Origin of the sequence: Mesobacillus subterraneus (assembly GCF_003937825.1) — a bacterium.
GTDB lineage: Bacteria > Bacillota > Bacilli > Bacillales > Cytobacillaceae > Mesobacillus > Mesobacillus subterraneus.
Map to the genome: position 1 here is coordinate 23,217 of NZ_RSFW01000001.1, position 14,545 is coordinate 37,761.

Annotated in this window: 11 protein-coding genes; all 11 read right to left on the reverse strand. The window is 43.0% G+C overall.

Annotated features, from left to right (window positions below; all coding sequences use genetic code 11):
* Nucleotides 1–8: 8 nt before the first annotated feature.
* Nucleotides 9–725 carry a (Fe-S)-binding protein gene (locus tag EJA10_RS00125; protein ID WP_125477985.1) on the reverse strand — a complete coding sequence of 239 codons (717 nt, stop codon included), beginning with the start codon at nt 723–725 and terminating at the stop codon, nt 9–11.
* Between the two features lie 42 nt (nt 726–767).
* Entirely contained in the window at nt 768–1,475 is a 708-nt protein-coding gene (locus EJA10_RS00130) for a FadR/GntR family transcriptional regulator (RefSeq protein ID WP_125477986.1), read from the reverse strand.
* Nucleotides 1,476–1,548: 73 nt separating this feature from the next.
* Nucleotides 1,549–3,129 carry an L-lactate permease gene (locus EJA10_RS00135; RefSeq protein WP_125477987.1) on the reverse strand — a complete coding sequence of 527 codons (1,581 nt, stop codon included), beginning with the start codon at nt 3,127–3,129 and terminating at the stop codon, nt 1,549–1,551.
* A gap of 268 nt (nt 3,130–3,397) precedes the next feature.
* Nucleotides 3,398–5,620: a catalase/peroxidase HPI gene (gene katG, locus EJA10_RS00140; protein ID WP_125477988.1), complete on the reverse strand. Its 2,223-nt coding sequence runs from the start codon at nt 5,618–5,620 to the stop codon at nt 3,398–3,400.
* Nucleotides 5,621–5,816: 196 nt separating this feature from the next.
* Nucleotides 5,817–6,146, reverse strand: coding sequence for a hypothetical protein (locus tag EJA10_RS00145; protein WP_125477989.1), 330 nt, complete (start codon nt 6,144–6,146; stop codon nt 5,817–5,819).
* Nucleotides 6,147–6,627: 481 nt separating this feature from the next.
* The gene (locus tag EJA10_RS00150) at nt 6,628–7,647 is read right to left on the reverse strand and encodes a Gfo/Idh/MocA family oxidoreductase (RefSeq protein ID WP_125477990.1); all 1,020 of its coding nucleotides are present in this window, start codon (nt 7,645–7,647) and stop codon (nt 6,628–6,630) included.
* A gap of 69 nt (nt 7,648–7,716) precedes the next feature.
* Nucleotides 7,717–8,787 carry a D-xylose ABC transporter substrate-binding protein gene (gene xylF / locus EJA10_RS00155; protein WP_125477991.1) on the reverse strand — a complete coding sequence of 357 codons (1,071 nt, stop codon included), beginning with the start codon at nt 8,785–8,787 and terminating at the stop codon, nt 7,717–7,719.
* Nucleotides 8,788–9,125: 338 nt separating this feature from the next.
* The gene (locus EJA10_RS00160; protein WP_125477992.1) at nt 9,126–10,664 is read right to left on the reverse strand and encodes a response regulator; all 1,539 of its coding nucleotides are present in this window, start codon (nt 10,662–10,664) and stop codon (nt 9,126–9,128) included.
* Entirely contained in the window at nt 10,657–12,096 is a 1,440-nt protein-coding gene (locus EJA10_RS00165; RefSeq protein WP_125477993.1) for a sensor histidine kinase, read from the reverse strand. Before EJA10_RS00165 ends, EJA10_RS00160 begins: the two co-directional genes overlap by 8 nt.
* Nucleotides 12,089–13,066, reverse strand: coding sequence for a sugar ABC transporter substrate-binding protein (locus EJA10_RS00170; RefSeq protein ID WP_125477994.1), 978 nt, complete (start codon nt 13,064–13,066; stop codon nt 12,089–12,091). The genes EJA10_RS00165 and EJA10_RS00170 overlap by 8 nt, the downstream gene beginning before the upstream one ends.
* A 302-nt stretch (nt 13,067–13,368) precedes the next feature.
* Entirely contained in the window at nt 13,369–14,544 is a 1,176-nt protein-coding gene (locus EJA10_RS00175) for a sugar ABC transporter permease (RefSeq protein WP_125477995.1), read from the reverse strand.
* Nucleotide 14,545 lies beyond the last annotated feature (1 nt).

The window sequence follows — 14,545 nt, forward strand, 5'->3', positions numbered from 1 at the left end:
CCCGTTTCTTAGTGAGTATTTAAAATTTCGGTAATATGAATGATTTTTACCTTCTTGCCTTCCCGCTCCATGCGGCCGCCGATATTCATCAGGCAGCCCATATCCGCGCCAACCAAATATTCCGCTTGCGTTTCTGATACATGGCGGGACTTCTCGCTGACCATCTCCTGCGAGATCACCGGATTTTTCACGGCAAACGTTCCGCCGAAGCCACAGCAATCTTCTTCCCACGGCAAGTCCACAAGCTCAACACCTTCGACATTGCGCAACAAGATTTTCGGCTGCTCTTTTACCCCAAGCAGGCGTTTCATATGGCAGGATGAATGGAACGTCACTCTTCCTTTAAAAGTAGAGCCCAGATCGGTAATGCCCATTACATCAACAAGGAACTCCGTAATTTCATAGCATTTAGCGGCAAAGACTTTCGCCTCTTCTTCCCACTCAGGATCGCCTTTAAAAATATGCGGATATTCCTTCAGCATGCTCACGCAGGAGCCTGATGGCCCAACGACATATTCCGAATGGCGGAAGGCCTTCATCATTTGCTTCATCGATGCTTTCGCTTCTTGCAAATACCCGCTGTTATAGGCAGGCTGTCCGCAACAAGTCTGTTCCATCGGATAATCCACTTCACATCCGACTCTCTCAAGGATTTCAAGCGTGTTTTTCGCCACATCCGCAAAGAGAATATCACTTAGACACGTACTGAATAAGGAAACTTTCATGTTCATCCACCTCTGGTAAAAGTCAGCAGACGACTGCGCCAATTATTCGATGCATTTAAAAAGCCGGTCCTGGACATTTTGTAAATGCTCAAACATGGCCTGGCGCGCTTCGTCTGGCTGTCGATTTTTAATTGCTTCAAAAATTCGCCGATGCTCTGATTGCAAGTCTTCGACGATGCTGCCCGAATACAAGAGTACCTTCCGGGTTTCCTTGATGGTTTGTGAATTCAGTGCCGACACACTGCTCATCAAATTAATCAACAATTTGTTGTGCGTCGCATGGGCGATTGCAACGTGGAAATCCAGGTCTGCTGCAGAAGCGAGCTCCTCATTTCCATTGGCATGCTCCATCACAATTAAAGCTTTTTCCATCGCAAGCAAATCTTCCTCTTGATGCACAGCAGCTGCATGGGCCGCAGTACCGCTTTCTAAAATCTTTCGGACTTCATACATTTCCTTCACATCTTCAAGCTTCATCAAAAAGGCGCTGGTGACGGGCAATTGAAATTTCGACGGATCAAAGGTGTTTACAAACGTCCCTTCACCCTGGCGCATTTTCACAAGACCCATTGTCCTCAGGCCACTCAACGCTTCACGAATTGTGGAACTGCCGACATCGAAGCTTTTCGCCAGCTTTTCGACTGAATCTAATTTATCACCTGGTTGTAATTCACCAGTTTTTATCAACTCGATGATCGAGTCAGCAACTTGTTCATACACTTTTTTCACTCGTACTTGTTTATATGGCATGCGGTTCATCTCCCATCTATCCCTTATTATTATACAGAGAATTTAGCTCTCCGAAAGATATTGGGACCTTATACTAAAGAAGGTTCAAGAAGATAAAACCAGATATTCCTGCAAGGATTCCATACAGAATTGCAGGCGCCAATGTTTTGCGGATGATTTCGCCTTCTTTGCCAGACACCCCAACAACTGCGCTTGCCGCAACGACATTGTGCACACAAATCATATTTCCGGCTGCTGCTCCAAGGAGCTGGACGGCCAGGACGATATTCGCCTCTATGCCAACGGAATTGGCGACATTGAATTGAATAGGTGAGAACGTCAGCGTCGAAACCGTCGCACTGCCAGTAATGAACGCTCCCAGCTCACCAAGGAATGGGGCAACGAAAATCCATACCGAGCCTAACGAGCCAGCAAAGGATTCCGCAATATACTGCGGCATGCTGATCAATTCATTCAGGTTCAATCCTGAGTTAACAAATACTTGTACCATAGATAGAGTCGCAATCAAGGAAATCGATGTCATCTTCATTGTGGATAGTGACTCTTTCGACGCCTTTGCAAAGGTTTGGTATGATTTGCGCTGGAATAAAAACGCTAAAATCGCTGCTGCAGTAAGAATGGTCCCTGGTGAATATAAGAATTCCCACGCTGAGGTCACGCCCTCAACCCCCATTATATTGCGCCACGTCAAGTCGATCGCGGTCCTCGTAAACTCTTTCAGCTCTGGAACAATCCGGGTCAGCAGCAATAAAAGAACGACGACAACATATGGCGACCAGGCTGTCACAATGCCCATCTTTGACTTTTCAGTTGAAACAACAAAATCTTTTCGCATTGCAGCTTTCCATTCCGTCTTCGGAAGCAAGAAACCTTTCTTAGCCGTCACAGTCGCCACCGCCAAAGTGATGAGCGAGGCAAGAATCGAAACAAATTCATGCCCAAAAAGACTTGCTACCAGGAACGCACTTCCTGTGTAAATGAACCCTATCAGCAGCGTCCAAGGAAGCATCGGCAGCGCATCTCTGATACCGCTTCCAAAAAACACCGTTAACACCACCATTAAAATGAATGGGATAAACGAACCCGCCAGCAGATCTAGGCTCGTCACTGTAACCGCAATGTCATGGAAAAAAGGAGTATCTGCTCCCGGAATATTGCTCAATCCAACAGCCACAGGCGTACCAACTGCCCCGAACATAACCGCGGTACTATCGGCAATCAAGGCAATCGTCGCCGCCGCGATCGGCTGAAACCCTAAAGCCAGCATTAACGGTCCAGTGACCATTGCCGGTGTTCCAAACCCGGCCGCACCTTCAATAAGTGAACCAAATAAAAAGGCAACGATGATGACCTGCACCCGCATGTCGCCAGAAATACTTTGAAATCCCTGGTTGATCCGCACAACCGCCCCCGTATTTCGAAGCGTGTTCAACAACACCAAGGCACCAAATAAAATCCAAAGAATCGTCAACGTTTTATGTATCCCCTGGAAAATCGATGCCAGCACCACTTGACCTTCCATCCCCCACGCAGTAAGCGCTAACAAAATGACGATTAACGAACTAATCGTCATCCCCTTCGCCGCCGGCATCCGCAAAATCACAAGAAATAAAAACGGAGCAATAATCGCACTTAACGCAATCAGCAATAACATCTGAACATCCCCCTAGTTGCTCGTATTTAATTTTTTTCACAGTTTCATAGACTCATTTGCAAACCATTTGTCATGTGGTCATCAGATGACCTTATTATTTTTTCACACTTTTAAAAAGAATTCAATAATAAAAGTCACAAAAAAAGAGGGTCGGTTCTTGGAAAAACAGAGGGACGGTTCTCCTGTTTTTGGAAACAGGAGAACCGTCCCTCTCAAATAAACATGTTTTTGATCTGAAATCTCAAAGACTATTAATAAACTTCCTTTCCTAACGCCGCAACGCTACTTGAGAAGTCTCACAAGCCTTTTCATTAAGGTCAAAGCGGTCTGCATTCATGACCTTGACCCAAGCCGAAATAAAGTCCCTCACAAACTTTTCTTTGTTATCTTCCTGGGCATAAACTTCTGCAATGGCACGCAGCTGGGAGTTTGAACCGAAAACAAGGTCGACTCTGGTGGCTGTGCGAACCACATCACCAGTCTTGCGGTCGCGCCCTTCATAAACTCCATCCTCAGCAGGCTTCCATTGGATTCCCATATCAAGTAAGTTTACAAAGAAATCATTGGTGAGTGTACCGACGCGATCAGTAAATACGCCGTGCTGTGTTCCTCCATGGTTCGTACCGAGGACACGCATGCCGCCAATCAGGGCCGTCATTTCAGGTGCACTAAGACCTAACAACTGCGCCTTATCCAGCAACAGCTCTTCCGGGCTAACACCACCATACTGCTTTTTCTGATAGTTGCGGAATCCGTCAGCATAAGGCTCCAGCACGGCAAAACCTTCTGCATCGGTCTGTTCCTCTGGTGCATCCCCGCGGCCACAAGCAAAAGGAACGGTTACATCACTTCCAGCATCCCGTGCGGCTTTCTCTACTGCAGCACAGCCACCGAGTACAATCAAGTCAGCAAGACTCACGTTCCTTTCAAGGTGACTTTGAATGTCTTCCAATACATTCAACACCTTTGATAACTGCTCTGGCTGATTCACTTCCCAATCTTTTTGCGGAGCCAGACGAATGCGCGCCCCATTTGCTCCTCCGCGGAAGTCCGAACCACGGAAGGTACTTGCTGAAGCCCAGGCAGTTGTCACCAGCTCGCTGATGGTTAACCGTGAATCAAGGATCATTTCCTTGATCTTCTCTACTTCCTCATCTCTCAATTCATAATCAACAGCCGGAACAGGATCTTGCCAGATAAAATCATCCTCTGGAACCTCCGGACCTTTATATCTTGATTTAGGACCCATATCACGATGCAATAATTTAAACCATGCATGCGCAAATGCATCGGCAAACTCATCTGGATTCTGATGGAAACGGCGGGCGATTTTTTCGTATGCCGGATCATGGCGCAGCGCAATATCGGTCGTAAGCATCATGGTCGGAACTTTTACAGACGGGTCCTCTGCATCTGGTGCAAGGTCCTTCTCGGCCGGATCGACCGCCAGCCACTGATAGGCACCTGCCGGACTCTTGGTCAGCCACCATTCGTAACCGAATAACAAATCGAAGTAGCCATTATCCCACTGTGTTGGATTTGCCGTCCAGGCACCTTCAAGGCCGCTCGTAATCGTATCACGTCCCTTGCCGCTGCCGTAGGCATTGTTCCAGCCTAACCCCATTTCTTCGATAGAAGCAGCTTCTGGTTCAGGACCGACCAGAGCTGCGTCACCTGCTCCATGGGCTTTTCCAAAAGTATGGCCGCCAGCGATCAGCGCTACCGTCTCTTCATCATTCATGCCCATGCGCGCAAAGGTTTCCCGGATGTCCCGGGCTGCTGCGATTGGATCCGGCTTGCCATTCGGGCCTTCAGGGTTCACATAAATCAGACCCATTTGAACGGCAGCAAGCGGGTTTTCCAGCTCCCGATCGCCTGTGTAACGTTTATCGCCAAGCCATTCTGATTCAACACCCCAGTAAGTGTCTTCCTCTGGATGCCATATATCCGGACGTCCTGCGCCAAAGCCGATTGTTTTGCCGCCCATCGACTCAATCGCCACATTCCCGGCCAGCAGCATCAAGTCAGCCCAGGAAATTTTATTGCCATACTTTTGCTTGATCGGCCATAATAAACGGCGGGCTTTATCAAGGTTCCCGTTGTCAGGCCAGCTGTTAAGCGGTGCAAATCGCTGGGACCCCGTACCGCCGCCCCCACGGCCATCCCCTGTACGATACGTACCCGCAGAATGCCAGGCCATACGGATAAATAACGGACCATAATGTCCATAGTCAGCCGGCCACCAGTCCTGGCTGTCTGTCATGAGGTTTTGAAGATCCTGCTTCAGAGCATCATAATCCAGCTTTGTAAATTCTTCATTATAGTTAAAATCCTCTCCCATAGGATTGGATTTTCGATCATGCTGATGGAGGATATTCAATTGTAACTGGTTTGGCCACCAGTCTCTGTTTGTCGTACCACTGGTTTTTTGACTTGTCGCGCCCCCGTGTGAAAACGGGCATTTCCCAACATTCGCAGTATCCTTGTCCATTTTTATTCCCCTTTCCGCCTAAATAAAATTAAAGTTAATGAAACTTGAACATTAATAAATATGAACGGAATAAGAGATTTATTATCTTTAATTCGAATCTTTTATGATCAGGAGCAACTGGGGATGAATGGGGGATTAATATAGGGTGGTTTTAGATGGGAGATTCGCTTATAGCGGTGCAAAACATATTTAAATACTAGCCGAAATAAATTTCTACACTTTCTTCTTTTTGGGCTGTTTCCAAACAGTTTTTGATAAAAATCAAGATTTGTTTTTGGTCCCAGGAAACACAATCACTTTCTGACAGGGATTCACCTGTTTTAAATAATTTCTTATAGCTGTTCAAAGCCTTTTCAAAGTGTTGTACCGAGAAGATTGAACTTTTTCCTGTACCACTTACTCCAGCATAGTAGTGATTCGCCTCAAGCAAGCTGTATAGCAGGACCGCATTATGATTCCCCATGCTAAAACGAGCATAAGCAATTTCTTCCCTAGCTTTATTGTAGCCTGATATATCGTGACCCATTAATGATCCTCCTTCAAATATAAAACTGAAACGCTTTAGATTGGAAAAGCTGATTGGCAGTTTACATGGCAAATCACTCCCTTCGAATTTGCCAATTTGGAATTTTATAAAAATGAGAGTAAGAGATGCTAACGAAAGAAAATCCGATGCTTCGAAGTCGTTCAGAATGGTTTACATCCTATTTAAGGTTATTACTGAGGGTAATGGTGAGGTGTTTTCACTTTTTATCTATCTGCAAAAAATAATACCATATAAGGCATATAATTATTTGAGTATTTTAAAAACTTATCAACAATTCTGTGAATGATTACTGACAATTCTCCCTTAAAAGCTTTCCCCTGCACTCCCACCTGAAATTGACAACGCAGGGGAAACTGTTGATTTACAAAAAAAACGACAGAACCAGTACACCTGATTCCGTCATGTCTTAATGATTCATTAGCTTAAAAAATCTTCAGGTGCTGATAGTTTACTTCTTATTTCACCCATCCAACCACTCTTCTTTTTTTATCAATCTTCCTTCTTCTGAAGATGTTCGGGCCAGTTCGATCAACCTGGTCACTCTAAGTGCTTCTTTCAATGAAACAACTGGCTTCCGGCTTGAGATGCTATCTGCAAGTAATGAAAAGAAATGGTCGTAACCTCCAGTTTCTATCGTGATCTCTGAGGTATCCTCTCTATAGAGTGTACCCTCTTCTTTTTCTTTTCCTTTGTAGAAAGTACCGTCAGCCAATTGAGGCTCCTGTTTGTCCAGGCCGTATTTTACGAAGCTGCCTTTTGATCCATGCAGTTCAAAACGAGGATAGGCTGAATTGATAAATGAACTTGAGCGTAAATATACTCGTTTTTCTCCATAGTGAAGCACGATGAGAAAGCCATCATCACTTTGGCCGTTCTCCCGTTGAGTCATTATTTCTGAATATAGCGCATCTGGTTCGCCGAATAAAACAAGGGCTTGATCAATTAAGTGGGAACCTAAATCATATAAGACGCCCGAGCCTACTCCTGGTTGCTCTCTCCAACGATTACGAATAACAGGTCTGAATCGATCAAACCGTGATTCAAGGACTTTCCAATCCCCCAGCATTTCTTCTTTCAGAAGTTTTTGTATCGTTAAAAAGTCTCCGTCCCATCGCCGGTTTTGATGCACAGAGACAACAGACTCGCTTTTTTGGGTAAGCTGAATGAGTTCTTTTCCTTCTTCCACTGTTAAAAACGCCGGCTTTTCGACAAGCACATCTTTTCCTGCAAGAATACATTGTTTCAGCATGTCATAGTGCATGTCAGATGGTGTGGTAATGATATACAACGTTGCCTCACTTTGTGAAAGTGCCTCTTCTATCGTTGCATATACCGGTACATTGCTTACATCCTTATGTTCTTTTGATGTTCCTGATCTTGAAATAATCCCGACCACTTCATATTTATCAGAATGAACTAAGTGCGGTAGATGGAACACCTTTGCGGCAAATCCAAATCCGGCAATTATTGTTTTTATCACGAAATAACCTCCACTAATTTACTTTTCCGCCCCGACTGCTTAAAAAAAATATACCATCTGGCATATGGATCATTTTCCATATACCTCTTCTCGCAGATGAAATCCATCTGCAATAATTGTATCATCCATATTATTTTTATCTACAGCAATTGGCGCAAGGAGGAGGGATGGTATCTCTAATTTTCCGTTATTCATCTTTCTATTCGTTGTAATGGTCTCTCCCTTTGCCATTTTGATAGCTGCTCTTGCTGCTTCGTATGCTAATGTCTTAATAGGTTTGTAAATAGTCAATGCTTGAGTTCCTTGCACAATGCGCTGAGCTGCTGCTAAGTCTGCATCTTGTCCGGCAACTGGGATTTTTTCCGCAAGCCCTTGCGCTTCAAGAGCTTTTATGACTCCGCCTGCTGTCCCATCGTTTGCAGCAATGACAGCATCTATCTCGTTATGATTAATTGCCAGGGCAGCTTCCATATTGGCATGAGCATTTTCAGGAGTCCAATTTTCAGTCCACTGATCATACACAATTTGTATGTCACCCCTATCTATGAACGGCTGGAGGACATTAAAAACTCCCTTTTTTAATAAATGGGCATTGTTGTCTGTATTTGCCCCGCCGATATATGCATACTTCCCTTTTGGAACTAATTTTGTGATCGCCTGCGCCTGGAGTTCTCCAACTAACTCATTGTCAAAAGAGATGTATAAATCTACAGAAGAATTTTTCACTAAACGGTCATAAGATATAACTTTAATGCCCGCAGAATGGGCTTTGTTGATGATGGTTGCTACAGCCTCCGCGTTATGCGGAACGATTACCAGCAAATCCACTCCCTCGCTAATCAACGTCTCTGCCTGCACAATCTGCAAAGCATCGTCACCCTTTGCTTCGCGTATCACGACTTCCGCCCCTAATGACTCTACCGCTTCTTTAAAAAACTCCCTATCTCTCGGCCACCGTTCCTCTTCTAACGTATCCATCGAAAATCCAATTTTAAGCTTGTCTTCATGATCAATAACTCTTTCATTCTCTGATTCTTTGTTCTCTTTCTGTACTGGAGACACTCCTTCTTCGCAAGCCGCCAATAACATTAGAAGGAAGATAAGATTCAATAAACCAACTTTCCTTAACTTTGTTACCATCGCTTCTCCTCCCTTCCCTGTGGAACTTCTATATAGCTTTGAACTCTTTTCAAAAAGATTGTAGTTTTTATAGGAAGACTCTGTTAAAGTTGGCTGTTGATTTTCGTTCCAGGCGCTTCGCTTTCCGCGGGGCTGGCGGTGAGCCTCCTCGTCGCTATTCGCTCCTGCGGGGTCTCACCTGTCCAGCTGATCCCGCAGGACATTGTTTTAGCTTCTTGAACCTGCCCACGCACGATGGAAATGCGTTAGCATTTTCGGAGGAGTCTGCGCGCCTTCCACTACAATCAACAGGGTTGTAAAAATCACCTTGAGCTTTAACAGAGCCTTCAGGAAAGACACTACTCTTTAATTCCAAGCAGTGTTTTTCGATATTCCCTTGGCGTTACATTGCACATCTTTTTAAATACTTTGCTAAAATAGTTTGGTTCATGATATCCAACTTCTATTGTAATTTCCTTAATGCTTTTCTCCGGTTCTGCTAACATTTTCTTTGCTTTTTCAATCCGGCACTCAGTTAAAAAGTCAATGTAATTAATCCCTAGTTTTTCTTTAAACATTTTACTGATATAAATGGGGCTTAAACCAACTTTATTACTAAGTGTTTCTAACGAAATATTCTGTTGGGAGTTTTCCATGATATATTGTTTAATCCGATAAATTGTATCCGCTTCCAAACTAATGTAATGTCTATCATAAGAATCCTTAATATCCATTAGCAGATTGCCAGTTTCAGAACGTAATTGACGGTAATTTTGCGTCTGGTAATTGTAAATCGGGGTTGCTGTCTCAATCCCCAAATCGTTAATAATCGACCAGATTGACCATAGTGCTTCTAATACGAATTGTTGTGCTTGCTGGATTTCAATTCCTTCCATCTCGTAAGCTTGGATAAGGTGGCTAATGTTTGTTTTAATTTGATCCCACTGCCCAAGACGCACCTGGTCGGAAAGATCTTTTTTTAAGTACTTCGCCTGTTGCCAGCTGCCTGTTTCATTCAATACAGGTATATCTTGATAAATCCGATATTTTACCGGAAGTGTCCTATTGCTCGATGCAATGATTGCCTCTTGATAGGATTGACGAATATTCTCTAATGAACCGCACTCATTCCCTATTCCAATGAACCAACCCGCTTGCTGCTCCCTGTTTACTGCTAATAAAATATCTCTTGCCAGAGAAGTTGCTTGCGATCGATAGGATTGGCCGTTTCTGAAGATAATAATCGGCAGCTGGCCATCGTAAAGAGCACCCATCCATCCACTTCTCGTTTTCCTGACTTTTTCTTTAATCCGTGAGTAAAGATGTTCCATTCCATCTGGTACAATCACATTCATGACGAATACCTGACCTGTGGATTGAATATCGAGCATCTCCATTAGCATATTTAAGTGAACTTCGTGTACATGATCAAATAGCAGCTGCGTTACAACATCTGTTTCAACGAGAGCTAATGTCCTTTGAAGCATTTCCCGTTGCAAGCTGCTTTCTGCTTGTAACTCCCTCTCGTTTTCTATTTCTTTCAATACCTTTCCAACCGTTGCTCTAATTTCACTCACCTTGCTCGGCTTTAAGATATAATCTTTGGCTCCAAGCTTCAAGGCTGACTGCACATAATTAAACGTATCATATGCTGTTACCATGATGAATTTAGTATGAGGAAATTCAGCAAGAATCTGCTCTACGGCTTCCAGGCCGTTCATGCCAGGCATTTGGATATCCATTAATACGAGATCTGGTTTAAAGCTTGCCGCTAATTCTACCGCTCTATTCCCATTATTGGCTTGTTCAACAATCAGGTCCGGGAACGCCCTGTTTAAAATGGCTTCCATCCCTTCCCGTTCTATTTGTTCATCATCCACAATTAAAAGTTTAATCATGCATCTCGCCTCTTTGTTTCGGAATTTTTAATAGAACGGCCGTGCCGCTGCCCAATGAGCTTTCAATATGAATGACGTCATCCCTGTCATAAAAAAGACGCAGACGTTTTACAACATTGCTGAAACCTATTCCTGTTGAATGTCCTGCTGTTTTCACTTGACGTTCCATTAAAATTTGGGTGATGTTCTCTTCAGACATGCCTATTCCGTCATCTTCGATTTGAACTGCCACATATTCATTAAGGTCCTTCACACGAATTGTGATGACACCCCCGTTAATATTAGGCTCTATTGCATGGATGACAGCATTTTCAATAATCGGCTGCAGGGTGAGTGCGGGAATATCAATATCTAAGCATGAGTCATCAATATCCAACTTCAGTTGAAGCCGATCCGTAAAGCGGGCCTTTTGAATCTGCATATATTGATTGACAACCATCAATTCATCCTTCAATGTAACGGACCGGTCAATTTGCTTTAAATTGTAACGCAAAAGATCTGCCACGCTGACGAGCAAATCACTAATTTCTTCAGAACCTTCTAAATACGCTTTTTTCGATAGTGTATTAAGTGTATTAAATAAGAAATGCGGATTCATTTGGCTTTGCAGACTGCGAAAATGGCTTTCCTGCAGCAAAATTTTGTTCTGCTGCAGCTCGTGTTCCAGCTTTGCTTTTTCCTTTATTTGCTGAATTAAATTATTGATGTTCGTACGCATATGATCAAATGTTTTAGCAAGAAAGGCAATTTCATCATTCGATTTGACTGTTATTTCATTATCGAATCTTCCTTTCGCCAATTCACTTGCAGCCTTTGTTAACTGTTGAACTGGTCTTGTGATGCTTAAGGAAAACCAATAAGTAGCCAATAATAGCAATAAGGATGTTAATAAAACCATCCATATGGCAAGCTTCACTAATTCAATTGATTGCTCCATGATGCCGCGATAAAATGGCTCATGTGTTTTGAGTTCCATATCGATCAAGGTGAGTGTCATTTCGGAAATATAGTTACTGATCCGTGTAGTTTCTGCAAGGTCTTTTACCGCTGCCTCGGAATCTCGTTCCAGTCCCATTAATCTGTCTATTGTTTCAATTAAACTGCCCATTAAATGAATGTAATTCGTTAATGTAAAATCATTTACTTCATTTCTCACCTTAAATACTTCATATCTGGAAGTTTCCAGTGCCTTTTTACTGCCCTCTAATTTTTTTAAGTTTTCTGGTGTCGACTGGTTCATATAGTTATTCAAGTCTGTAATTACTTGATTACTAGACCGCGAAACATCACTTAAAATTAAGTATCTGTTTAAAATGTCATTATATTTCACTTGTGTTTTATAGTTGTAGAATGTCAGTGCAATCCAAATGATGGACATAATGACAATGACTATAGTTGTAAATGTTAGTATTTTCCTTCTGATGCTATTCATTTCTTTTGTCCTTCAATATGCGTATGTTTGTGAAGTAACCATTAATATCAAGCGGGACTGTTTCCCCGTTCAGCCATTTAACAAGTTGTTGTACACTGACTTCTCCCATTGTTTCTGGATCTTGCTCGAGGACTCCATCAATCTTGCCTTCTTCAAAGAGCGGTAACGATTCTGGACCATCATCAAAGGTATAGATAAAATACGGTTCAACTTGGGATCGCTTCCCTATTTCCTGTACCATTGGCCCAATCATCTTCGCGTTTACCGCGATAAATCCATTCACATCCGGCATTTGATTTAACTGGTCTCTCATCGTGGTGGTGACTTGATCTTTTGACTCTGCTGTTTCCGCATTATGTATCTTAATATTTGGATACACTCTCAAAGTGTCATAGATGCCCTTTAATCTCTCATTATGGTAATGCTCTTTCTGCTCGTCAGAAAGGAGAACAACCTTCCCTTCCGTTCCCATATCTTTCAACAGCTGCCTTGCTATTAAACCTCCAGCACGATACTGATCGGAACCAACGTATGTTCTTCTTAAACTTTCCTTCATTGGCACATCATTAGCTACTGTGATAATCGGAATTCCATTAAACGCAGCCTTTACTTTTGTGAGCTCTTTAAACTCGTCTGTATCAAGTCCCTGTATGATGATTCCATCCACTTTGGAATGAATAGCCAGTTCTAACTTTTTTAAAAATTGTTCTGAATTATTGCTATAGCTTCCCCAAATTTCCAGGCTGGCTCCTTCTTTCAATGCCTGTCTGGATGCTCCCTTGCCAACCTTATTCCAAAATGTAGTGTCCATGTCTCTCGTGATGAGAACTAAGCGATAGCGTGAGTCTGTTTGCTTTTTTGCTTTAGGTAAAGCGATATCATTACTAAAGACAATGTTGGCTGATATGAAAATGAGATAACAAAGGGAGACAAATACAAGACCCAATAGGACATACATAGACTTTTTCATATTTGCCTCCTCCCCTTTTACTTTAACCGTTTGATGTTATTTAACTTGATTCTATCAGCCTCGCTATTAAACTGCATTATAATTAAAGGTTATTATGCAAGAAAAGCGCAAGCGCCTTGCTTTGCCCCGACAAGCGCTGGAGGGCCGACCGGTGAAGTCGTTCTTTGACTTCATTGGGCGGACTGAAGCGACTCGAGGGGTTAGGCGCTGGAGCTAGACAATTCTCGATGTGAATTTTATTTTCTTATATGTCAAAAAAGGCTTCCCCAATCATCTTGGTGAAAGCCCGCTAAAAGAGGCGGTTAGTGTCCTTTTCTTCTTGTCATAACGTCGAAGATTACAGCTAAGGCTAAAACGCCACCCTTAATCATATATTGATAGGAAATCCCTACACCCAGCAAGTTCATCCCGCTCGTTAAGGACGCCATTACGATCGCTCCGATGATGGCCCCTGTCACTTTACCTACCCCGCCTGCCGCAGATACACCGCCCACGTATGCTGCTGCGATGGCATCAAGTTCGAATAGGGTTCCAGCAGTTGTAGTTGCTGATTGAAGGCGAGAAGTAAATAGAATACCTGATAAAGCTGACAGCAAACCCATTGAACCGAATACAATGAACGTGATCTTGTTAACGTTGATCCCGCTTAAATGTGCGGCTTCCGGATTACTGCCGACTGCATAAATATGTCTTCCCATTACTGTCTTCGTTGTCAAGAAATGATAGACAAGCACAACTAATAAGATAATCATCACTGTCCAGGAGAAGCCATTATAGCCAGCTAAGATCCAGGTGATTGCCGCGATGATAGCCGAAACGAACACAAGCTGCAAGATGAAGATCTGCTTTGAAACCACTTCAAAATTGTACTTAATTTTGTTCCGGCGATTGGATATGGCACTTAGGTTGTAAAATATTATTCCAAGTACACCAATCAATAAAGAAAGCAAGTGTAGCCCGCTAATTTGCATAATAGATGGAATGTACCCATTTCCTATTGCATTAAATGCATCATTTTGAACGATAATCGTTCCAGACTTTTCTGTTACTTGCAGAATCGCACCGCGATAAATCAACCAGCCTGCCAGTGTTGCTACAAAGGCAGGAATCCCTATTTTTGCAACAAGAAAGCCCGTAAACAATCCAGCAATCGTTCCAAGTATCAAAATAACCGGAATCACAATATAAACAGGTAAACCATGCTGCATTAGAAGAATGGCCGCAATGGCTCCAAGAAAGCCTGCTAAAAACCCAATCGATAAGTCAATATGCCGAATGACAATGACCAGCATAACACCGACAGCAAGAACCGCAATATAGCCGGCAGAATCTAGTAAGTTACTAATATTGCGAGAAGAAATAAATAAGCCATCTGTTAAAATTGTAAAGATGAGAAAGATGACAAACAAGGCAATGTACATCCCGTAATCACGAATATTTTTACTGATTAACGTTTTCACGTCATTTATTAAAGTCATT